A 21,218-nucleotide genomic window follows, 5' to 3' on the forward strand; every position below is an offset into this window, starting at 1 on the left:
TTCAGGATCCCTCAGGTAGCGGTTGGGGTTGGATGCAGTCGGGCGAAAGGCGGGCGATCATGCGCTGCCTCCTTCGACAGGTTGCGGATTGCGGGCAAAGCGCAAGGTGACCCGCGTGCCGCCGGTGGTGGTGCTGGCAAAGCTCATCGCGCCGCCATGCTCGTCGACGATCTTGTTGACGATGGCGAGCCCGAGGCCGGTGCCCTTTTCGCGGGTTGTGACATAGGGTTCGGTGATCCGCTCGCGGTCGGCCGGAAGACCGATGCCATTGTCCTCGATGGTGACGGTGATCGCCTCGCCCGCGTCGGCAATCGTAACCGCGATCTCGCCGGCATATTCGCCCCGTCCTTCGCCCGCGCGCGCCTCGACCGCTTCGACCGCGTTCTTGAGCACGTTCGTCATGGCCTGGCCGAACTGGTGGCGATCGCAGCGCACTTCGCGGTCGAGCAGGCCGGTTGAGGCAACCGAGAAGGCGATGCCCGAATGGGCGACTTCCTGCAGGAACACCGCCTGGCGGACGAGATCGAGCGCGTCCTCGTCGCGGAACACCGGCTTGGGCAGCCGCGCGAAGGAGGAGAATTCGTCGACCATGGTTCTGAGGTCGCCGACCTGCCGCACGATGGTGCTGGTGAGATCGTCGAACAGGTCGCGCTCGCTATCTTCCACCTGCGTGCGGTAGCGGCGCTTCAGGCGCTCGGTCGCCAGCTGGATCGGGGTGAGCGGGTTCTTGATCTCGTGCGCGATGCGCCGCGCCACATCCGACCATGCCGCCTGGCGCTGGTCCAGCAGCTGGCGGGTGATGTCCTCGAAGGTGATCACATGGCCCGATGTGCCGGGTGCGACCTTGACCGCGAGGGTCAGTATCTCGGTGCCGCGCGCATGGGTGATGATCGCGCGTTCCTTGCCCTCGGCGATCATGCGCAGCAGTTCGGGCTCGATCACCTCCAGCGACTGGCCAATCATCGAGGCCGCGCCCTCGGGCACCAGCAGAGCCTGCGCCGAGGAATTCATCAGAGTCACCCGCGCCTCGGCATCGACCGAGATGACGCCTGCGGTGACGGATTCGAGCACGGCTTCGGTGAAGGCGCGGCGATCATCGATCTGGCGATTGGCGCTGACGAGCGCCTGGGTCTGCTTGTCGAGCTGCGCGGTCATACGGTTGAAGGCGCGATTGAGCAGCCCGATCTCGTCCGCCCCGGTGCGGCCCTCAAGCCGCAGCGCGAAATTGCCCTGCCCCACCTTGCGCGCCGCGCCGACCAGATCGGTCAGCGGCCTCACCTGCCGATCGGCAAAGCGCAGCGCGAACCAGATCGCCACGCCCACCAAGAGCAGGCTGACCGCCACCAACGCGATGTTGAAGCGCAACTGGAGCATGCGCGCGCTGCTCGTCAGACGATCATAGGCCGAGACGATCGATTGCGCGCGCGACCATGAATTGAACATGCTCTCTTCGGTGGTGCGGGCATTGTAGAGGTAGATGCCGCTTGCCGCATCGATCGGCGCGAGCGCCTCGATCCGTTCAGGGCTTCCCACCACGACCACGAGTTCGCCCTGTTCGAGCCGCGGCAGGGCCGTGGCGGTGAAATCGAGCGGGCTGTTGTCTTCGGTCAGATTGAGGATCGCGGCCGTGCGCAGCGACTTGTCGGGCATGCGCTGGAGGATCGCGCTCTCGGAAATCTTCCGACCCTGCGTCTGTAGGGCATAGAAATCGGGAAAGTCGTCATCCGTGATGGTCACGCGCTCGAGAATGAAGCGCATGTCGCTCGCCATCGCCTGCGTTTCCTGCTGCACATCGCGCTGGTTCGCATCGTAATAGTTCTGCGCCAGCGCGTTGGCGTTCTCCATCAGCCCGCGCGAATCGTCGGAGAACCAGAAGTCGACGCCGGTCTGGAACAGGATCGCGGCAAAGCCTGCGACCAGCAGGGTCGGCAAGGCTGCGACCATCGAGAAGAAGAACACGAGCCGCACGTGCAGCCGCGCCGTGCTCCCCGCCGCGCGGCGCAGCGCCACGCGCCGCCCGAACAGCACCAGCAGCGCCATCGCCGGCACCAGCGTTGCCATCAAGAGGGCCGAGACCTGAATGGTCGGCAGCAGCGCATCGGGCGCGCTCGCCTGGCCATAGGTGAGCCACGTTGCCCCGACGGCTGCCAGCAAGGCTACGCCTGAAAGGACTTCCAGCCAGAAGAAGATATTGGCCCGGCGCGAGGCGATGATGAAAGACCGCCACCAGCGCGGCAGTTGGCGCGGCGGCGGGCTCGTCACTGGCGGTCGCTGGGTCTCCATCGGTGCACCGTTACAACAATGGTGTGGCAAATTTGCAAGGGGCTAATACCGCGCCGCCTGCCTGCTTGCGTCAGGACGGTGGAGAAAAGCGATCAGGTTCCAGCCCGAGCTCGCCGATCCGCTTGCGCAGTGTGTTGCGATTGATGCCGAGCAGCTGGGCGGCGCGCAGCTGATTGCCGCCGGTGCGGCCGAGCGCATGCTCGATCAGCGGCTTTTCAAAGGCGGCGAGAGCGCGGTGATAGAGAGTGCCCGAAGGCGGGGCCTCGCTCGCCAGCCATGCACCGAGCGCTTCGCCGAAACCGCCGCTTTCGCCAGCGGCGACGGTGGCAGAGGCAGGGGCGATTTCCTCGCCGATCATGTCGATCAGGCTTTCGGCATCGATCCGGTCCTCACGCGCCATAAGCGCGCAGCGATAGACGACATTGCGCAGCTCGCGGACATTGCCGCGCCAATTTCGCTGTTCGAGCCGGGCAATGGCTTCGGGCGCAAGATAGCGGCGCGGCAACCCATCCTCGGTCGCCAGCACAAGGAAATGCTGGGCCAATGCACCGATATCCTCACGCCGCTCGCGCAGGGGTGGCAGCTCGATCGGCACGACATTGAGGCGGTAGAACAGGTCCTCGCGGAAGGTGCCCGCAGCGATCATCGGGGCAAGATCGCGGTTTGTGGCAGCGACAATGCGGACATTGACCGCAATCTCCTGCCGCCCGCCCACGCGCCGGATGCGCCCCGATTGCAGCGCGCGCAGAAGCCGCGTCTGTGCCTCGGGCGGCATGTCGCCGATCTCGTCTAGGAACAGGGTGCCGCCATTGGCCTGTTCGAATTTGCCGATCGCCTGGGCAATGGCGCCGGTGAAGGCGCCTTTCTCGTGCCCGAACAGCTCGCTTTCCACGAGGTCAGCAGGGATCGCAGCGGTGTTGACCGCAACGAAAGGCCCGGTCCGCCTGCTGCCGAGTTCGTGGATCGCCTCGGCCACCAGCTCCTTGCCCGTGCCGCTTTCGCCGGTGATGAGGACGGTGAGATCATTGCGCAGCACACGGGTGATCATGCGGTAGACCGTCTGCATGGCAGGCGAGCGGCCCACCAGCGGCATGCGCGCGCCTTCGCTCTCGCTCTCGCCCCGCAGTTCGGCGTCGTCCGCCTGAGCAGAGCGCTGCCCCGCCGCCTGCCGCACGGCATGAACCAGCTCGTCAAGATCGAAGGGCTTGGGGAAATATTCGAAGGCCTCGCTCTCGCTCGCGCGCACCGCCGTATCGAGCGTGTTCTGTGCCGAAAGCACGATCACGGGCATGTCGGGCGCATGCTCGCGCACGGCGGCAAGGCTGGCGAGCCCGTCACCGTCCTCGAGTATCACGTCGGTCAGCATCACCGCAAAGCTTTCAGCCGCGATCAGCCGGTCACGCTCGGCAATGCTGGTGCAGTGCGAAATCGCAAAGCCCTCGTCCTCCAGCGCGGCGATGATCACCGTCGCAATGGCGGCGTCGTCTTCGACCAGCAGGATGTTGCGGGCAGCTGTCGGCATGGGGCGTGGCTCTAGCGTCTGGCCTGCGGGAGATGCAGGCGGAAATGGGTGAGGCCGGCGCGGGCATCGCGGTCGTGAGAAATATTGCCGTTCATGTCGCGCACCAGCTTGCGCACCAGCGACAGGCCGAGGCCCTGGCCCGAAGGCTTGGACGAGACGAAGGGTTCGAACACGTGATCGCGCAGGGCAGGATCGATCCCCGGGCCGTTGTCGCTGACGGTGATCTCGATCGGCAGCGGCACCGCGCGGCCCTGACGGATGGCGTTGAACGCGAGACCGCTGACAAAGCGGGTCTGCACCACGATTTCGGCCGAGGCGCGGTCTGCCCCCTTCCATCCGAGCGCGGCATCGCGGGCGTTGGAGACAAGGTTGATCAGCACCTGTTCCAGCGCATCGCGATTGGCCAGCACCGGGGGCAGCGAGGGATCGAATTCCTCGTGGATCACCACCTCGCCAAGTTCGGAGCTTGCCGCGCGCATCGTTGCGATGGCGGAGCGGATCGCCTCGTGCGGATTGCACGGCTCTACCGCGCCGGTGCGGGTGCTGCCAAGCTGCTGCATCCGGTCGATCAGACGGGCGATGCGGTCGACCTCGTCGGTGATCATCCGGGCGAGCTTCTTGTCGGTATCGGGCAGCTTGCGGGCGATCAGCTGGCCTGCCCCGCGGATCGCGGCAAGCGGGTTCTTGATCTCGTGAGCCAGCACTGCCGGCGCGCCAAGCATCGCCTCGCCGCCCTGCTGGTGGACCGGATCATCATGGCCGATTTCCGAAAGCGTCACCACCCGCCAGCCCGGCCATGAACCCAGAGGCGAGACCGTGAGGTTGATGCGCAATTCATTGCCGCCACTGCCGATTGCCAGATCGCGCGCCACCAGCGCCTCGTCGCCCTGCATCAGGCGCGCTTCCACGCGTTCGTCGAGCGGACCGATGCGGTCGATCAGGTGCGTTCCGATCAGCCGGCTGGCCGAAGTGCCGAGCAGATTTTCCGCCGCATGGTTGAGTTCGGTGATGATCCCCTCGCCATCGATCAGCAGCACCGCGAAAATCATGCCCGAAAGCTGCGAGCGCGCATCCGGACGGCCCGCCTCGCCTGCTGCCTTGTCGGGTCGCATCGTCCCTCAGGCCGCCTGCTGGAGCAGGAAGGGCGAATAGAACCGCTCGATCTCGCCCAGCACCTGATCGGGATCGTCGATGAAATTGGCCATGTTGCGGAACTCGGCCGAGCCGTGGAGGCCCTTGGTGTACCAGCCCAGATGCTTGCGGGCCATCTTCACCCCGGTCTCGCGGCCATAGTGATCGAGCATGCGGTGGTAGTGTTCCACCAGCACGGCATATTGTTCGGCCATGCCCGGCGTCGGCAAGGCCTCGCCGGTGCGCCACCAGTGCATCACCTGACCCAGCAGCCACGGCTTGCCATAGGCGCCGCGCCCGATCATCACCCCGTCCGCACCCGATTGTTCGAGCGCCTTGGCTGCATCCTCGACCCCGCAGATATCGCCGTTGACGATGACGGGGATGTTCACCGCATCCTTGACCTTGCGCACGAAGGCCCAGTCGGCGCTGCCCTTGTACATCTGGTTGCGGGTGCGGCCGTGGACCGTGATCATCTGCACGCCGAGATCCTCGGCAATGCGCGAAAGCTCGGGGGCATTGAGGCTGTCGTGGCACCAGCCCATGCGCATTTTGACGGTGACGGGCACCTTCACCGCCTTCACCGTCGCTTCCATCAGCCGCACCGCGAGCGGCACTTCGCGCATCAGGGCAGAGCCTGCAAACTGGCCGACGACCTTGCGCACCGGACAGCCGAAATTGATGTCGATGATCGCCGCGCCATTGCCTTCCTGAATCTTGGCGGCTTCGGCCATGGAGGCCGGATCGCAGCCCACCAGCTGCATCGAAACCGGCTCCTCGATCCGGTCCCACGCGGTCTTCTGCGTGCTGACGCGGGTCTCGCGGATCGCAGCCTCGCTCGCGACCATTTCGGTGACGTTGAGGCCCGAACCATAGCGGCGCACCAGCGTCCGGAAGGGCATGTCGGTGACGCCCGTCATCGGCGCAAGCACGACCGGTTCGGCAACGGTCACAGGGCCGATGGCGATCGGCTTCAAGGCCGGCGGTTGGGGAAGCTGGGTCATGTCGATCGGGGGGTGTGCCTAATATTTGGGCAGCCGCATAGTGGATTGCCGAAAGCCCGTCCAGACCTTAAGCGCTGGCACGGATGACAGGCCAGCCCCCCCTTCCCTCCTTTGCCACAATCGTGGTCGCCGCAGGCAAGGGTCTGCGCGTGGGCGGCGATGTGCCCAAGCAGTTCCGCATGTGGCGCGGCAAACCGCTGCTGCGCCACTCAGTCGAGGCGCTGCTCGAGACAGGCGCGAGCCCCCTCGTGATCGTGATCGGCGCCGATGCGCTTGGGGATACCGAGGCTGCGCTTGCTGGCCTTTCCGGCATCCGCTTTGTCACCGGCGGAGCGACCCGGCAGGATTCGGTGCGTGCCGGGCTTGAGGCGCTGGCGGGCGATGCGCCCCAGCATGTCCTGATCCACGATGCCGCGCGGCCCGATCTGCCCGCGCCGGTCATTGCCCGGCTGCTCGCAGCCCTCGCCGCGCATCCCGGCGCGATCCCGGTTTTACCGGTGGTCGACAGCCTTGCGCTGGACGATGCGAGCGTGATGGCCGGCACAGCCCCGCGCGAGAGCCTGCGCCGGGTCCAGACCCCGCAGGCCTTCCGCTATCCCGAGATCCTCGCGGCCCACCGCGCATGGGAGGGCGACACCGATGCCGGCGATGATGCGCAGGTGCTGCGCGCAAGCTCAGGTTCAGTTGCGCTGGTCGATGGAGACGAGCGTTTGAAGAAAGTCACCTTCGCGGAGGATTTGGTGGATCAGGCCAGCGCCCCGGCATTCCGGATCGGACAGGGATATGACGTGCACCGCCTCGAGGTGGGCGAGGAGCTGTGGCTGTGCGGGGTGCAGATCCCGCATGACAAGGGGCTCGCCGGCCATTCCGATGCAGACGTTGCACTGCACGCGATTACCGATGCCGTGCTCGGCGCGATTGGTGCAGGCGATATCGGCACCCATTTCCCGCCCAGCGATCCGCAATGGCGCGGTGCACGCTCTGCCCAGTTTCTCGCCCATGCGGTGAAGCTGGCCGGCGAGGCTGGCTACAAGATAGGCAATGTCGATCTCACCCTGATCTGCGAGGCGCCCAAGATCAGCCCGCACCGCCCCGCGATGCGCGCGGCAGTTGCCCAAATCATGGGCACCAGCGAAGCCGCGGTCAGCATCAAGGCGACCACCACCGAAAGATTGGGTTTCACCGGCCGCGGCGAAGGCATCGCTGCTCAGGCCATCGTTCTGCTTTCCCTGCAATGAGAGGATCACCCGTGATGAAAACCCGCGTCCTTGCCCCCGCTCTCGCCGTCCTTGCGCTTGCCACTGCGACCACTGCGCAGGCGCAGCAGCAGGCCTGCGTGCAAGCGGCCGATCTCGGCGATGCGGTGCTCTACGCCATGCCGCTTGCCTATGACGCGGTCAGCACCACCTGCGGCAAGCAGCTCAAGTCCGACGGCTTTCTGGCCCGCGACAAGGGCCGCTTCATCCAGAGCTTCCGCGCCAAGCAGGACGCCGCATGGCCGGGCGCCTTCCTCCTGCTCAAGACCTTCATGGCGAGCGACAAAGCCGCCGAAGGGGGCAAGGACGATGGCATGGCCGCGATGATCGCCGCCCTCCCCGAAAGCTCGCTGCGTCCCTTCGTCGACGGGCTGGTGGGTCAGATGATCGCCGGCGAGATCAAGCCCGACAGCTGCGACAAGATCGAACGCGGGATGGAGCTGCTGAGCCCGCTTCCGCCCGAAAACATCGCCGGACTGCTGGCCTTCGTGGCCGAACTCTCGGATATCAAGAACCCGGAGATCTGCCCTGCCAATCCGCCCGTTGCTGCGCGCTAGGTCTGCCATGCTGCTACCCGATGATATCACCGAGCTTGCGGCCCGGGTCGTGGCGGAAAACGCCGCGCTCGGGCGCAAGCTTGCTACAGCGGAAAGCTGCACCGGCGGTCTGGTGGCGGGCGCCATCACCGAGATCGCCGGCTCTTCCGCCGTGCTCGATCGCGGCTTCGTGACCTATTCCAACGAAGCCAAGATGCAGATGCTGGGTGTTTCCAAAGACATCATCGAAACCTTCGGCGCAGTCTCGATTGCCTGCGCCTGGGCGATGGCCAAGGGCGCGCTTGAACGGTCAGAGGCCGATGTTGCCGTGGCAATCAGCGGTGTGGCAGGCCCGGGCGGCGGCACAGCGATGAAGCCGATCGGCACGGTGGTGTTTGCGTGGGTGTGCCGCAATGCCGGGGGCGAGCCCGGGGGAGAGCTCAAGTTCTTCGAAGGCGGCGAGGCACCCGATGGCCGCGCCGAGATCCGCCGTCAGGCGACGCTCTGCGCGCTCGAGTTGTTGCTGCCGTAAAGTTCAGCAGCGCGGGTTTCGAAGGCCTCCACCATCTTGCGGAAGGCCTTGTCGAAATATTGCCCGGCGATCTTCTCGAACAGGCGGTTGCGGAAGGTGAATTCGACAAGAAAGTCGATTTCGCAGGTGTGATCATCCACCGCGCGGAAGGTCCAGACATTGTCGAGATCGGACAGCGGCCCGTCGACATAGTGGACCCTGATCTCGCGCGGGCGTTCCTTGGCGACGCGCGAGGTGAAGCTTTCACGCAAGCTCTTGAAGCCCACCACCATGTCGGCGACCATTTCGGTATCCGAGTTGCTGCGCACACGGGTGGCGATCACCCAGGGCAGAAATTCGCCGTAGCGGGCCACATCCGCCACCAGATCGAACATCTGCTCGGCAGAGTAAGGCAGCCGCCGAGTCTCGCGAATGCCGGGCACTAGGGCTGGACCCTGGCCCCAGAACGGGCTGCATCGCGCGCCAGCTTTTCCTCGCGCGCGGCGCGCATCTTGGCGAAATCGTCGCCCGCGTGATAGCTCGAACGGGTCAGCGGGCTCGAGGCGACCTGCAGGAAGCCCTTGGCTCGCGCAATCGCGCCATAGGCGGCGAAAGCCTTGGGGGTGACAAATTCCTCGACCGCCGCGTGCTTGGGCGTGGGCTGGAGATACTGGCCCATGGTGATGAAATCGACTTCGGCCGAGCGCATGTCGTCCATCACCTGGTGCACTTCGAGGCGCTGTTCGCCCAGCCCCAGCATGATCCCCGACTTGGTGAAGATCAGCGGATTGTGGGCCTTCACCTCTTCCAGCAGGCGCAGCGAGGCATAGTAGCGCGCGCCGGGGCGGATGGTCGGATAAAGCCTTGGGACAGTTTCGAGGTTGTGGTTGTAAACATCGGGGCCAGCTTCACAAATCATCTCGACCGCGCGGCGCATCTTGCCGCGGAAATCGGGCGTGAGGATTTCGATCGTGGTGTTCGGCGTGGTGCGGCGCAGGGCCTCGATCACCTTGACGAACTGGCTCGCCCCGCCGTCGGGCAGATCGTCGCGATCAACCGAGGTGATGACGATATGCTCCAGCCCCATCTTGGCTGCGGCAATCGCGGTGTTTTCCGGCTCCATCGGATCGACCGCGCGCGGCATGCCCGTCTTGACGTTGCAGAAGGCGCAGGCCCGGGTGCAGACGTCGCCGAGGATCATCACCGTGGCGTGCTTCTTGGTCCAGCACTCCCCGATATTGGGGCAGGCCGCTTCCTCGCACACGGTGTTGAGATTGAGCTCGCGCATCAGCCGGCGCGTTTCGTGATAGCCCTCGCTCACCGGTGCGCGCACACGGATCCAGTCAGGCTTGCGCTGGCGGGCCGGACGCTCGGCGGACGGATCGGACGGCGGGGTGCTGGCGAGGTCGTTCATGAGCGGCATTTAGGCGCGCAAGGCCCGTCCCGCAAGCACCGGCAGGCCTGCCTTTTTTGCATCAACCGGACACAAAAAAGGGCGGCAAGCCTGCGCCCGCCGCCCGTTTTCTCGTGCAGCCGTCCGGTGAAACGGATCAGCTCGCGGGCGGCGCCATCACCACGCCTGCGGCCAGCTGCTTGGCATAGGCGCTCCACAGCTTGGCGAGCGGGACGCGGTTGCCCTCGACCTTGGCAAAGGTGGCCTGCGCAGCGGCATAATCGCCCACGCCAACCTGCGCGATGCCGAGACGGGTCATCGCCACGTTGCGATCAACGCCGGCCATGCCGAGGCTCTTTTCATAGAAGCCCGCGGCCTTGGCGTATTGGCCATAGCTCAGGAAAGCGTCCCCTGCGGCAAACACGGTGCGCACGCCCGCAGCAGCGGCGTTGGCATCGCGCTCGAGCACGGGAAGCTCCGCCTGGTCGGTCTTGATGCGGCCGGTGGCGGTGGCGAGCGAATCGGTGACGAAGATATCGTCCTTGCTCACCGCGTTCTTGGCGTAGGCATCGTCGATCACGTCCTTTACTTCCTTGGGCAGGCGGCGCGGATCGGCGGATTCGACGTAGTAGAGGTAGTCCTGCTTGTCCTTCAGCACCCCGGCCTTGCGCGACAGGCGCAGCAGGTCGAGGATTTCCGGACCTTCGTAATCATTGAGATTGCGGGTCAGGTTGATCCCGTCGCGCCAGTTGTCGATGGTCGGGAAATCGGCCAGCCACAGGGTCACGAGGTCATAGATCTGCGGGGCGATCTTGTTGTTGTAGGCAACGGTGATGCCGCGGCGATACCATTGGGCATCGACCGGCTGGCCGGCGGCCTTGCGGGCCTTGATCGCCTGATCGAGATAATCGAGACCGGCGAGGAACTCGCTGGCCGAGAAATAGCTCTCGGCCATGGTGATCTCGAGATCGGCCTTGCCGATGGTTTCGGTGGTGAAGCCGCCGTCGATCGCCTTCTGGAGAAAGCCGCGCGAGCGGGGATAATCCTGCAGCGCATTGGCCAGCTGGTAGGCGACAAAATTGTAGCGCGCCGAATCTGCCGGGGCCAGCTTGCCGCTGCCGATCATCATTTCCATGCCGCGCAGCTGCATCACGCGGTCCGACAGCTTGCTGCCCGCGTTGTAGATCAGGCTGCCGCTCGCGTTCAGCTCGTCAGGCGACTTGGCCAGCGCCACCATTGCCTCGATCTGCGGCTTGAGCGAGGCGACATCGGTGCCCGCCGCTGCAAGCGCGGTGTTGAGCGGCTGGTAGGCGGCCACGAATTCCTTGGAATATTGCGGCTTGGGCGCTTCGGCTTCCTGCTTCTTGTCACGCTTTTGTGCGTGGGCCTCGCCGGTGAGGCCGGGGACAGCCAGCATCGCAGTGCCGCCGGCCAGCGCAATTGCCAGCGCAAGGTGCCGGGTGAAGCCCGCAGTGCGGTGATGGGTCGAAGTCAGCTTGCTCAATTCATCCTCCACAGGTCTCCCGCAAGGCGGGCACATGGGCCTGCCGCCGGGTGTCATATCGCCTCAGCCTTTGGACGGCTTGCAGCCAATTTGCAATTCCCGCTAGGCGCCGGCGGCTGAACGGCTTTTGAATGGTTGCGGGGCGCTTTGCCGGAGCCTGTCGCATTAGGGTTTTGCAAGTGTGGAAAAACGGCGCCCATTTACCCTGTTATCGCCTGCCAAGGTGGCGAAAGCGCGGGCGGAGGCCTACATAGCAGGGCAAGGCAAATGCTCGGCCGCCATGGCGCGGATTGATCTGCCCGAGCAGCTTTTCGACAACAGACAAGAACGGCACCACCCTTGAGCGACGACAGCGACATCCTCGATTCCACCCCGCCCGCACCGATGGGCGGTTTTGAACGCATCGACATCGTCGACGAGATGAAGTCGAGCTACCTCGATTACGCGATGAGCGTGATCGTCGCCCGCGCCCTGCCCGATGTGCGCGACGGGTTGAAGCCGGTCCACCGCCGCATTCTCTTCGCCAGCCAGGAAGGCGGCTTTGTCGCCGGGCGCCCCTATCGCAAGAGCGCAAAGATCGTCGGCGACGTGATGGGTAACTACCACCCGCACGGCGACAGCGCGATTTATGATGCCCTCGCCCGCATGACCCAGGACTGGTCGATGCGCGTGCCGCTGATCGACGGTCAGGGCAATTTCGGATCGATGGACCCCGATCCGCCGGCCTCGATGCGTTACACTGAAGCGCGCCTTGCGCGGGTCGCCAACAGCCTGCTCGACGATCTCGACAAGGACACGGTCGATTTCACGGAGAACTATGACGGCAGCCGGCAGGAGCCGACGGTGCTGCCCGCACGCTTTCCCAACCTGCTGGTCAACGGTGCGGGCGGGATCGCGGTCGGCATGGCGACCAACGTGCCGCCGCACAACCTTGGCGAGGTGATCGACGGCTGTCTGGCCTTCATCGACAATCCGCACATCACTTCCGAAGAGCTGATCCAGTTCATCCCCGGCCCCGATTTCCCCACTGCGCCGCTGATCCTCGGCACGCATGGCGCGCGTTCGGCCTACACCACCGGGCGCGGGTCGATCCTGATGCGCTGCCGTCACGAGGTGGAAACCGGGCGCAATGATCGCCGCTCGATCGTGTTCACCTCGATCCCCTATCAGGTCGGCAAGTCGAACCTCGTCGAGAAGATCGCCGAGGCCGCCAAGGACAAGCGGATCGAGGGCATCTCCGACATTCGTGACGAAAGCTCGCGCGAGGGCGTTCGCGTTGTCGTCGATCTGAAGCGCGATGCCACCCCCGAGGTCGTGCTCAACCAAATCTGGCGCCACACCCCTGCGCAGGCCTCCTTCCCCGCCAACATGCTGGCGATCCGCGGCGGCCGGCCCGAAACGCTGACCCTGCGCGACATCATCCAGAGCTTCATCGCGTTCCGCGAGGAAGTGATCACGCGGCGCACCAAGTACGAGCTCAACAAGGCGCGCGAGCGGGCGCACCTTTTGCTGGGTCTGGTGGTCGCGGTCTCGAACCTCGACGAGGTGGTGGCGATGATCCGCTCGGCCCGCAATCCGGCCGAAGCGCGCGGCAAGCTGCTCGCCAAGGAATGGCCGATCGGCGACATTGCGCAGTACATCCGGCTGGTCGAGGCGATTGATCCGTCCGATGACGAGAGCGGCGGCACCTATCGCCTGTCCGAGCGGCAGGTGAAAGCCATCCTCGAACTGCGCCTCCACCGCCTGACTGCGCTCGGCCGCGACGAGATCGGCGACGAGCTGAAGGAGCTGGCCGCAGCGATCGCGGAATATCTCTCGATCCTCGCAGACCGCGTGAAGCTCTATGGCGTGATGCGGGAAGAACTGACCGAAATCCGCGCCACCTATGCCACGCCGCGCCTGTCTGAAATCGCGCCCGCCTGGGACGGCCTCGAAGACGAGGACCTGATCGAGCGCGAGGACATGGTCGTCACGGTCACCCATGACGGCTATATCAAGCGCACCGCGCTCGCCACCTTCCGCGCGCAGGGTCGCGGCGGCAAGGGCCGCTCGGGCATGGCGACCAAGGACGAGGATGCCGTCGTCGAGCTCTTCGTCACCAGCACCCACAATCCGGTGCTGTTCTTCACCAACACCGGCCGCGTCTATCGCCTCAAGGTGTGGAAGCTGCCCGAAGGCGGGCCCACCACCAAGGGCCGCCCGATGGTCAACCTCCTGCCGCTGGGCGAGGACGAGCGCGTCACCAACGTGCTGCCCCTGCCCGAGGACGAGGCGAGCTGGGCCAATCTCAACATCGTCTTTGCCACCGAACAAGGCATGGTGCGCCGCAATTCGATGGACGCCTTCGCCAACATCCCGACGGCGGGCAAATATGCGATGGGCTTTGTCGAGGGCTCGGGTGACCGGCTGATCGGGGTGCAGCTCCTCACCGAAGAACAGCAGATCTTCCTTGCCAGCGATAGCGGCAAGGCGATCCGCTTCTCTGCCACCGACGCGCGCGAGACCAAGAGCCGCACCGGCATCGGCGTGCGCGGCATGAGCCTCAAGAAGGGCGGCAAGGTCGTGAGCATGGCGGTGGTCGATCCGCTCACCGCCGACATGGAAACCCGCGAGGCTTACTTGCGCGCGGCGGCGTGGAAGAACAACGACGCGGTCTCCACCCTCCCGGCAGAACAAGTCGCCGCGATGGCGGAAGCCGAGGAGTTCATCCTCACCATCACCGCCAACGGCTATGGCAAGATTTCCTCGGCCTATGAATATCGCACCACCTCGCGCGGTGGCCAGGGGATCACCAATATCGGCACGCCCGACAGCAATCCCGACCGCAATGGCCCGGTGGTGGCGAGCTTCCCGGTCAAGCATGGCTCGCAGCTGATGCTGGTGACCGATCAGGCCAAGCTGATCCGCCTCGACATCGGTTTCCGTCACCTGATCGAAGGCGGGTTCGAGAGCCTCAAGGGCTTCTCGATCTCGGGACGCGGCTCGTCGGGTATCCGCATCTTCGATGTCGCCAAGGACGAGCACATCGTCGGCGCGGCCCTGATCGACGAGACCGAGGAACCGGAGAACGCCGCCGAGGAAGCCATTGCTGCCGAAATGGCTGACGGGGGCGAGGCGCCCTCCGAATAGCCTGCTCGCCAGTGCGGTGATCAAAAAAGGGGCAGAGGGTGAAGGCGCCCCCTGCCCCTTTTTTCATGTGCCTTCAAAACAGGCAGGGCCTCAGCGTACCGGCTGTTCGCCTCGCAAGCACTGCACAATGCCGGTCGCGATCATCACCTGCCCGCCGAAATAGAGCGGCCAGATCAGGAGGTCGGGCAGCACGCCCAGATCAAGCGGCGCGCCGCGCGAGAAGATCAGCCAGTCGCTCACCACGAACAGCACCGCCCCGGTGCCGACGCGGTAGCGCGGATAGTGGCTCATCCACGCGGTCGATGCCATCATCCCGAGGAACCCCGCATAGACCGCAATCGCCACCTCGCCGCTCAGCCAGTAGCTAACCAGTGGGGTGCCGATCAGCAGGGCGAGCCCGACCACCTTCTGCACCGGAGACGGCCTCGCATGACGATTGCGCAGATAAAGCGCGGTCGCGACGCAATGCGCTGCGGCAAAGAAAGCCCCACCGGCGGTGAACCACAGCTCGATCGCCATATCGCCCAGCGCCGCCAGCACGAGCGCGGCCACCAGCAGCCACCCGTCGGCGCGGTGTTTGCCCCCGGGCACCCGGAGCGCGACATAAAGCGCCAGCAAGCCCACCGCGGAACCCTTGAGCAGGATGCCCCACACGCCCTCGGCAATCGGATTATCCTTGAGGAAGAAGAAGGCCGTGCCTGCGGCAATGCTCGCCAGCAGCCACGGACGTTGCTCGATCAGCGCCTGTTTCGCCATGGCCTCCCTCGCCTGTCCAATCCGGCATGACCTGCCGTTGTGCTTGCCCTCGGGCTAACACGCAATTACGCGGGCGACCATGACTGCAACACCGACAATTCACGATGTTCACATCATTGGCGGCGGGCTCGCCGGGAGCGAGGCGGCCTGGCAGCTGGCGCGGCGCGGATTGAAGGTCCGCCTGTCGGAGATGCGCGGCAGCGGGGACAATATGACCCCTGCCCACCAGAGCGATGGCCTGGCCGAACTGGTGTGCTCCAATTCCTTCCGCTCGGATGATGACACCAAGAACGCGGTCGGCCTGCTGCATCACGAGATGCGGATGCTGGACAGTCTGGTGATGCGCGCAGGCGAAGTGGCGCGTGTTCCGGCGGGCAGCGCGATGGCGGTGGACCGCGATGTCTTCTCCGCCGAGGTGGACAAGGCGCTTCAAGCCCACCCCAACATCACCATCGTGCGCGAACGGGTGGACGCCCTCCCCGCAGCCGGGCTCACCATCGTTGCCACCGGACCGCTGACGGCCGAGGCCCTCGCTGGTAACATCGTGCGCGCCACAGGTTCCGAACGGCTCGCCTTCTTCGATGCCATCGCGCCGATCATCCACCACGATTCCATCGACATGTCGAAATGCTGGATCCAGTCGCGCTGGAACAAGCGGACCGAGGCCTCGAACGAAGGCGGCGACTATATCAACTGCCCGATGGACAAGGAGCAGTACCTCGCTTTCCACCGCGGGCTGATGGAGGGCGAAAAAACCGAGTTCAAGCAGTGGGAAAAGGACACGCCCTATTTCGACGGCTGCATGCCGATCGAGGTGATGGCCGCGCGCGGGGTCGAGACGCTGCGCTACGGGCCGATGAAGGGCGTGGGGCTGGACAATCCCTTCGATGTGACGCCCGAATTCCCGCAAGGCCGCTGGCCCTATGCCGTGGTGCAGCTGCGGCAGGACAACAAGCTTGGCACGCTGTGGAACATGGTCGGCTTCCAGACGAAGCTGAAATACGCCGCGCAAGTGGAGCTGTTCCGCACCATTCCGGGGCTGGAAAATGCTGAATTTGCGCGGCTCGGCGGCCTCCACCGCAACACCTTCCTCAATTCGCCCAAGGTGCTCGATCGCCAGCTTCGCCTCACCGCCGCGCCGCATATCCGCTTTGCAGGGCAGGTGACCGGCTGCGAGGGCTATGTCGAAAGCGCCGCCATCGGTCTTGTCGCGGGCATGATGACGGCGGCAGAGTTTGCCGGGCATGACTGGCAGCCGCTCCCCGCGACCACAGCATTGGGCGCGCTGCTCAGCCACATCACCGGCGATGCCGAGGCCGAGACCTTCCAGCCCATGAACGTCAATTTCGGGCTGTTCCCGCCGCTCCACGAGGTCGGCAAGAAGAGCCGCAAGGAAGCCTACACCAATCGCGCCAAGGCCGATCTGGCCTCGTGGATTGCCGCAAGCCGCGAGGCGGTGCCGGCCTAGGGCCTCAACACTTGCAGGCCGGTTTCTTCGGGGCGGGCTTGGGCACAGTCGCGGCGAATTCACGCGGGGTGAGCCGGCCATCGCGGTCGCCATCGGCGCTCTCGAAGCGGTCCACCGTCGTCACCGCCCATTCCTCGAAGGTCAGCAGGTTGTTCCCGTCGGCATCGAGCGCACGGAAGCCGTCCGAGCGGGTCGAGAGCATTTCGTTGCGGGTGATCAGCCGGTCGCGGTTGCGATCATAGCGGAAGAAGCGCTGTTCCTCCTTGGTCAGCTCGCTCACCTCGGGCGGCGCGGGGCCCTTGGCCGCGCCGGGCTCGCTCTGGGGCAGCGCCATGGGATCAGTCTTGCCGGGAGCGCCCGAAGGCGGCGGCGGAGCGCTGTTTTCCACGGCCGCGCGGCCCTGCCACCAGAACACCCCGACACCGGCCAGCGCCAGCCCAGCGATTACACCCAAAACTGCTTGCCGCACGGGTCTGCTCCCCCCTTGCTGTTGCACTTTTGGAAATATACGTAATCAGCTCAGAAAGATAGCCGCCCTGAGCGCAGCAAGCGGCGCGCCCCGCCCCACCATCATCGGCCGCCCTCCGCGCGCGAGCGAGCGCCGCGCCAGAGCGTCGAGAACGGCGATACCGCGCAAGGATGCGGGCAGCCGCTGCGGCCCGGCAGAGCCCGCCGCCAGCCCCGTCGCAACCAGCGCCGCGCGTTCGCTCTCGTCAGTCACCGCGCAGGCCGCATCGGCCGTCGCCCAGCGTATGCCGGCTGTGGCGACTCGCGGCACGGCAGCCGCCGGAAGATCCGGATCCAGCGCCAAAAAGAATGCGCTGCGCCCCGCAGAAAATTCGGCAATCTTAACGTTTTCAAGGCGCTCTGCTGTGATCAACACCTCCCAGGCATCGACCATCGCCGCGAGCGCTGCCTCGCGCCCGGCCCAGTCGCGCCCGATCGCATCGAGCACCACATCGCCCTGCGGGCGTTCTACCGAGGGCCTGTTTAACGCCTCGCGCCACCATGCAAGCCGCATCTGCCCCAGCATCGGCTCGGTGGTGCGCGAAACGATGCGCGCAAGCCGCCGATCAAGCTGAAGAGCTGTGCTTAACGGCGCGCGAACCTTTGGCCCGCTCCATGCCAGCGCAAGCTCCGCTTCGGGCGGCAGGCTTTCGGGATTTTCGGAAGTCATGGCCGCCGCCTAGCTGTCTGCGTCAGCCTTTGACAAGCGATCTGTCCCGCTCCGGCACGCTTCGCGCAAGGTTGGAGGGAAGCGGCCTCTTAGACTTTGCTTAACCATGGTCTTTGGCAATCCGCTTACCAGACAAGGCTTAAGAGGCAGACTGGTTGAGGGGTCTCTCCGGTTGATCGGAGGGACGCTCGTCAAAAGGACTGCATCCGATGACGCATGGCAGATCATGGTTTGAAAGGCTCCTGCGGTCGCTGTTTCGCGACACCGCAGCGAACACCATTGTCATTGCTGCGGCCGCAATGGTTCCGCTGATGGCGATGGTCGGCGGCGGAGTGGATGCGAGCCGCTATTTCATGACCGCATCACGTATGCAGGCTGCGTGTGACGCAGGCGCTCTGGCTGCACGCCGAGCAATGGTGGATGATACCTTCACCACCGCCCACCGCACCATCGGCCTCAATTTCTACGACCAGAACTTCTCGAACGGAATGTTCGGCCTCGTCAGCGGCACGCGCAACTACACCAGCGACGGTCAGGGCACCGTCACCGGGACGGCCAGCGGCAGCCTGCCGCCGAGCATCATGGGCGCCTTCGGCTTCGGCAATTTCTCGATCAACGTGCGCTGCACGGCCGACATCAACATCTCGAACAGCGACATCATGTTCGTGCTCGACGTCACCGGATCGATGGCGGACTGCCCGGATGGCTCCGACTGCGCTTCCGGCTCCGGTTCCAAGATTGTTGCCCTGCGCTCGGCAGTGATGAGCTTCTACGACACGGTCGAGGCCGCCACCTCCAATTCGGCGCAGGTGCGGTACGGGATCGTCCCCTATTCGCAGCAGGTCAATGTCGGCGGGCTGATTCCGCGCGCGATGATGGCCAGCAGCCACACCTACCAGTCGCGTGTGCCGCGCTACCAGACCGTGCAGATCCTGGTGCCGGGCAACGGCATCAGCGTGGGCGACTGGATCGTCATTTCCGACCAGACCGAGTGGATGCCGCGCAGCTTTTCCAACTGGGGTTCGGCCAACCAGGATCACTACCGCTTCAACAACCGGAGCGGCGATCCCACCCGCACCAACAACGCCGATCGCGACCTGTGCGAAACCTATGACGGACGCACCTACACTGTTGGCGCACAGCGCTGGGAAGTGTTGACCGACACCTACACGCTCAACGTGTGGCAGAGCGGCAGCCTCAACAATCGTGCGGGCTGTTCGGGCCGGATCATCAAGCGCCGTCAGGCGACTTTGGCGGACGTCATCCCAGATACCTATCGCAGCGAAATCCAGTTCCGCGACTGGATCTACTGCCCCGTCACCACCGGCGCGACCAATCCGTGCAACGTCAACAATCCTGCCGGCAGCCCGGCTGGCTGGGAGACGGTCAACCTCGCCAACCTCTACACCAACAACACCATCAACATGCCGCTCGGTGCCAATGGTGCTTTCACCAGTGTGACCTGGGACGGCTGCATCGAGGAACCGCAGACCGTGGTGACCGGCACCTATGACCCGCTGCCCGCCGGCGCGCACGACCTCAACATCAACCTTGTGCCCACCACCGAAGACCAGCGCTGGAAGCCGGCCCTGCGCAACGCGGTGTGGAAGCGCGAGGACGGCACCGGCACCACCAATACGCTGAGCTGGCTCTACCAGACCACCGACGAAAGCCGCCCGGGTTACACCTGCCCGCGCGCCGCTTTCCGCATGACCGAGATCACCCGCGCGAACCTGCAGACCTATGTCAACGCTCTCGTAGCCAGCGGCAACACCTATCACGATATCGGGATGGTGTGGGGCGCCCGCCTGATCTCGCCGCGCGGGATGTTCGCTGCCGACAACGCCACCGCCCCCAACGGCGATGCGATCCAGCGCCACATCATCTTCATGACCGACGGTATGCTCGTCACCAGCAACGAGAACTATTCGACCCACGGGATCGAGTGGTGGGACCGCCGCATCACATCCGATGGCAATGGCACGACCGAAGCGACCCGCCGCGCCGCCCGTCTGCAAGCCGTGTGCCGGGCTGCCCGCGCCGAGAACATCACCGTCTGGGTGGTCGCCTTCGGGACAACGCTGACGCAGAACCTGATCGATTGCGCATCGCCCGGCCGCGCCTTCCAGGCCAATGACAATGCCACGCTGACGGCCCAATTCCGTGAAATTGCGCAGAAGATCGCGGCGCTGAGGCTCACCTCGTGATGCGCCGCCCGTCCCCCCGCCTGCCCGGCCTGTTGCGTCGTCTCATCGGCGAGACCCATGCTGCGACCCTCACGGAGTTCGCGCTGATCTCGCCGGTGCTGCTGCTGATGATCATGGGCCTGTTCGACATGGCGCATACGCAATACACCAACTCGATGCTCAACGGCGCCTTGCAGAAGGCCGGACGCGATCTCACGCTCGAAGGCGCGGGGACCACCATGGCGAACATCAACACCCGGGTCGCGAACAGCGTGCGCCAGGTCGTCCCGCCGACAGCCACGATCCGGTTCGAGGCGCTGTCGCACTTCGACTTCAGCGATATCGGTGAAGGCGAGGAATTTTCGGACGATAACAACGACGGCGTGTGCAACAACAACGAGGTTTTCGTCGACGACAACAGCAACGGTACGCGGGATAATAATCGCGGCACCAACGGCATCGGCGGCGCACGCGACGCGGTGCTCTACACTGCGATCGTCACCTATCCGCGCCTGTTCCCGATGTATCAGCTCGCCGGCATGCCGCAGAACGTGACCCTGCGCGCCACGACCGTGCTGCGCAACCAGCCCTACGACGAACAGGACCGCAACGCGCCTACGGGGAATTGCACATGATGCCCGTCACCCTTCCCGCCTCGCCCGCTGTCGGCATGGGTGCGGCTGCCGCTTTCGGCAAGCGCCTCGGCCAGCTGCGCCGCCGCCTTGCGCGCGACAATTCGGCGGTGGCCTTTGTCGAGTTCGCACTCTCGGCACCGGTGGTGCTGACGATGGGCCTGCTCGGCACCGAGACCGCCTATTTCGTGATCGCACATATGCAGGTCAGCCAGCTGGCGATGCAGGTGGCCGACAACGTCTCGCGCGTGGGCGAACAGGACGTTCTCACCGCACGCCGGGTGTTCGACAGCGATATCAACGAAAGCTTCGTCGGCGCGGAAAAGCTGGGCGCCAATCTCGGCATCTTCGATCGCGGGCGGGTGATCGTCTCCAGCCTGCAGCGGAACGGACAAGGCGGCCAGTGGATCGCCTGGCAGCGTTGCCGCGGGGCCAAGAACCACACCTCGAGCTTCGGCCTGCAAGGAACGGGTGCCACCGGCACCAGCTTTGCCGGCATGGGCCGGCCCGGCAACCTCATCACGGCGTCCCCCGGCACGGCAGTGATCTTTGTCGAGGTGGCTTACGACTACCGCTCGCTCACCCCGTTCCAGGCCTATAACGGGAACGTGATCACCTACACCGCCGCCTTCAACATCCGCGATTCGCGCGATCTGACGCAGCTTTACGACGATGGCCCGACGGCGACGTGCAACGTCTTTTCGGCGGCCCGCCCGACCTGATTGCGGCC

18 protein-coding genes are annotated in these 21,218 nt (G+C 65.1%); 8 read left to right on the forward strand and 10 right to left on the reverse strand.

Translation table 11 applies throughout. The annotated features are described in order from the left end of the window. Positions 1 to 57: 57 nt before the first annotated feature. From RSE14_RS02905 to dusB, 4 genes are all read right to left on the reverse strand, one after another. Positions 58 to 2,283 (reverse strand): sensor histidine kinase, encoded by a 2,226-nt coding sequence (locus RSE14_RS02905; RefSeq protein ID WP_324075743.1) that lies wholly within the window; start codon positions 2,281 to 2,283, stop codon positions 58 to 60. Positions 2,284 to 2,353: 70 nt separating this feature from the next. Next, entirely contained in the window at positions 2,354 to 3,805 is a 1,452-nt protein-coding gene (locus RSE14_RS02910; protein WP_324075744.1) for a sigma-54-dependent transcriptional regulator, read from the reverse strand. Positions 3,806 to 3,816: 11 nt separating this feature from the next. After that, on the reverse strand, positions 3,817 to 4,917 hold the full coding sequence (locus RSE14_RS02915) for a two-component system sensor histidine kinase NtrB (RefSeq protein ID WP_324075745.1): 1,101 nt from the start codon (positions 4,915 to 4,917) through the stop codon (positions 3,817 to 3,819). 6 nt (positions 4,918 to 4,923) lie between these two features. Further along, positions 4,924 to 5,940 (reverse strand): tRNA dihydrouridine synthase DusB, encoded by a 1,017-nt coding sequence (dusB, locus tag RSE14_RS02920; protein WP_324075746.1) that lies wholly within the window; start codon positions 5,938 to 5,940, stop codon positions 4,924 to 4,926. An 83-nt stretch (positions 5,941 to 6,023) separates the two neighbouring features. Between dusB and RSE14_RS02925 the strand changes: the two genes are divergently transcribed. The 3 genes from RSE14_RS02925 to RSE14_RS02935 are packed head-to-tail and all read left to right on the forward strand — an operon-like array spanning position 6,024 to position 8,264. After that, on the forward strand, positions 6,024 to 7,178 hold the full coding sequence (locus RSE14_RS02925) for a bifunctional 2-C-methyl-D-erythritol 4-phosphate cytidylyltransferase/2-C-methyl-D-erythritol 2,4-cyclodiphosphate synthase (protein WP_324075747.1): 1,155 nt from the start codon (positions 6,024 to 6,026) through the stop codon (positions 7,176 to 7,178). Between the two features lie 14 nt (positions 7,179 to 7,192). Beyond that, positions 7,193 to 7,753 carry a hypothetical protein gene (locus RSE14_RS02930; protein ID WP_324075748.1) on the forward strand — a complete coding sequence of 187 codons (561 nt, stop codon included), beginning with the start codon at positions 7,193 to 7,195 and terminating at the stop codon, positions 7,751 to 7,753. 7 nt (positions 7,754 to 7,760) lie between these two features. Next, positions 7,761 to 8,264: a CinA family protein gene (locus RSE14_RS02935; RefSeq protein WP_324075749.1), complete on the forward strand. Its 504-nt coding sequence runs from the start codon at positions 7,761 to 7,763 to the stop codon at positions 8,262 to 8,264. Here RSE14_RS02935 and RSE14_RS02940 read toward each other — a convergent pair. The 3 genes from RSE14_RS02940 to RSE14_RS02950 form a co-directional block, all read right to left on the reverse strand. Further along, positions 8,225 to 8,686, reverse strand: a complete 462-nt coding sequence (locus tag RSE14_RS02940; RefSeq protein WP_324075750.1) for a type II toxin-antitoxin system RatA family toxin — start codon at positions 8,684 to 8,686, stop codon at positions 8,225 to 8,227. The two genes, RSE14_RS02935 and RSE14_RS02940, sit on opposite strands and share 40 nt — an antisense overlap. Further along, entirely contained in the window at positions 8,686 to 9,657 is a 972-nt protein-coding gene (gene lipA, locus RSE14_RS02945) for a lipoyl synthase (protein ID WP_324075751.1), read from the reverse strand. Before lipA ends, RSE14_RS02940 begins: the two co-directional genes overlap by 1 nt. Positions 9,658 to 9,793: 136 nt before the next feature. Next, complete coding sequence (locus RSE14_RS02950; protein ID WP_324075752.1) at positions 9,794 to 11,140, reverse strand: hypothetical protein; 1,347 nt, start codon at positions 11,138 to 11,140, stop codon at positions 9,794 to 9,796. 339 nt (positions 11,141 to 11,479) lie between these two features. Between RSE14_RS02950 and gyrA the strand changes: the two genes are divergently transcribed. Beyond that, positions 11,480 to 14,269, forward strand: a complete 2,790-nt coding sequence (gene gyrA, locus RSE14_RS02955; protein WP_324075753.1) for a DNA gyrase subunit A — start codon at positions 11,480 to 11,482, stop codon at positions 14,267 to 14,269. A gap of 90 nt (positions 14,270 to 14,359) precedes the next feature. Here the strand turns inward: gyrA and RSE14_RS02960 are convergent, their stop codons facing one another. Further along, entirely contained in the window at positions 14,360 to 15,025 is a 666-nt protein-coding gene (locus tag RSE14_RS02960; RefSeq protein ID WP_324075754.1) for a lysoplasmalogenase family protein, read from the reverse strand. A gap of 79 nt (positions 15,026 to 15,104) precedes the next feature. Here RSE14_RS02960 and trmFO point away from each other — a divergent pair, with 79 nt between their 5' ends. Further along, positions 15,105 to 16,493 carry a methylenetetrahydrofolate--tRNA-(uracil(54)-C(5))-methyltransferase (FADH(2)-oxidizing) TrmFO gene (gene trmFO / locus RSE14_RS02965; RefSeq protein ID WP_324075755.1) on the forward strand — a complete coding sequence of 463 codons (1,389 nt, stop codon included), beginning with the start codon at positions 15,105 to 15,107 and terminating at the stop codon, positions 16,491 to 16,493. A 4-nt stretch (positions 16,494 to 16,497) separates the two neighbouring features. Here the strand turns inward: trmFO and RSE14_RS02970 are convergent, their stop codons facing one another. Further along, positions 16,498 to 16,962 (reverse strand): EF-hand domain-containing protein, encoded by a 465-nt coding sequence (locus RSE14_RS02970; protein WP_324075756.1) that lies wholly within the window; start codon positions 16,960 to 16,962, stop codon positions 16,498 to 16,500. A 45-nt stretch (positions 16,963 to 17,007) separates the two neighbouring features. Beyond that, positions 17,008 to 17,670 carry a hypothetical protein gene (locus tag RSE14_RS02975; RefSeq protein WP_324075757.1) on the reverse strand — a complete coding sequence of 221 codons (663 nt, stop codon included), beginning with the start codon at positions 17,668 to 17,670 and terminating at the stop codon, positions 17,008 to 17,010. A 209-nt stretch (positions 17,671 to 17,879) separates the two neighbouring features. Here RSE14_RS02975 and RSE14_RS02980 point away from each other — a divergent pair, with 209 nt between their 5' ends. The 3 genes from RSE14_RS02980 to RSE14_RS02990 are packed head-to-tail and all read left to right on the forward strand — an operon-like array spanning position 17,880 to position 21,210. After that, a complete protein-coding gene (locus RSE14_RS02980) occupies positions 17,880 to 19,877 on the forward strand; it encodes a pilus assembly protein TadG-related protein (RefSeq protein WP_324075758.1) in 1,998 nt (665 codons plus the stop codon). Continuing rightward, positions 19,877 to 20,491, forward strand: a complete 615-nt coding sequence (locus tag RSE14_RS02985) for a TadE/TadG family type IV pilus assembly protein (protein WP_324075759.1) — start codon at positions 19,877 to 19,879, stop codon at positions 20,489 to 20,491. The genes RSE14_RS02980 and RSE14_RS02985 overlap by 1 nt, the downstream gene beginning before the upstream one ends. After that, positions 20,488 to 21,210, forward strand: a complete 723-nt coding sequence (locus tag RSE14_RS02990) for a TadE/TadG family type IV pilus assembly protein (RefSeq protein ID WP_324075760.1) — start codon at positions 20,488 to 20,490, stop codon at positions 21,208 to 21,210. Before RSE14_RS02985 ends, RSE14_RS02990 begins: the two co-directional genes overlap by 4 nt. Positions 21,211 to 21,218 lie beyond the last annotated feature (8 nt).

The organism is Erythrobacter sp. (genome assembly GCF_035194505.1).
Lineage (GTDB): Bacteria > Pseudomonadota > Alphaproteobacteria > Sphingomonadales > Sphingomonadaceae > Erythrobacter.

What these genes read in the sequence shown, in the direction of transcription:
- RSE14_RS02905 (WP_324075743.1), bottom strand. Translation starts at nt 2,283, where the DNA reads ATGGAGACCCAGCGACCGCCAGTGACGAGCCCGCCGCCGCGCCAACTG.
- RSE14_RS02910 (WP_324075744.1), bottom strand. Translation starts at nt 3,805, where the DNA reads ATGCCGACAGCTGCCCGCAACATCCTGCTGGTCGAAGACGACGCCGCC.
- RSE14_RS02915 (WP_324075745.1), bottom strand. Translation starts at nt 4,917, where the DNA reads ATGCGACCCGACAAGGCAGCAGGCGAGGCGGGCCGTCCGGATGCGCGC.
- dusB (WP_324075746.1), bottom strand. Translation starts at nt 5,940, where the DNA reads ATGACCCAGCTTCCCCAACCGCCGGCCTTGAAGCCGATCGCCATCGGC.
- RSE14_RS02925 (WP_324075747.1), top strand. Translation starts at nt 6,024, where the DNA reads ATGACAGGCCAGCCCCCCCTTCCCTCCTTTGCCACAATCGTGGTCGCC.
- RSE14_RS02930 (WP_324075748.1), top strand. Translation starts at nt 7,193, where the DNA reads ATGAAAACCCGCGTCCTTGCCCCCGCTCTCGCCGTCCTTGCGCTTGCC.
- RSE14_RS02935 (WP_324075749.1), top strand. Translation starts at nt 7,761, where the DNA reads ATGCTGCTACCCGATGATATCACCGAGCTTGCGGCCCGGGTCGTGGCG.
- lipA (WP_324075751.1), bottom strand. Translation starts at nt 9,657, where the DNA reads ATGAACGACCTCGCCAGCACCCCGCCGTCCGATCCGTCCGCCGAGCGT.
- RSE14_RS02960 (WP_324075754.1), bottom strand. Translation starts at nt 15,025, where the DNA reads ATGGCGAAACAGGCGCTGATCGAGCAACGTCCGTGGCTGCTGGCGAGC.
- trmFO (WP_324075755.1), top strand. Translation starts at nt 15,105, where the DNA reads ATGACTGCAACACCGACAATTCACGATGTTCACATCATTGGCGGCGGG.
- RSE14_RS02975 (WP_324075757.1), bottom strand. Translation starts at nt 17,670, where the DNA reads ATGACTTCCGAAAATCCCGAAAGCCTGCCGCCCGAAGCGGAGCTTGCG.
- RSE14_RS02980 (WP_324075758.1), top strand. Translation starts at nt 17,880, where the DNA reads ATGACGCATGGCAGATCATGGTTTGAAAGGCTCCTGCGGTCGCTGTTT.
- RSE14_RS02985 (WP_324075759.1), top strand. Translation starts at nt 19,877, where the DNA reads ATGCGCCGCCCGTCCCCCCGCCTGCCCGGCCTGTTGCGTCGTCTCATC.
- RSE14_RS02990 (WP_324075760.1), top strand. Translation starts at nt 20,488, where the DNA reads ATGATGCCCGTCACCCTTCCCGCCTCGCCCGCTGTCGGCATGGGTGCG.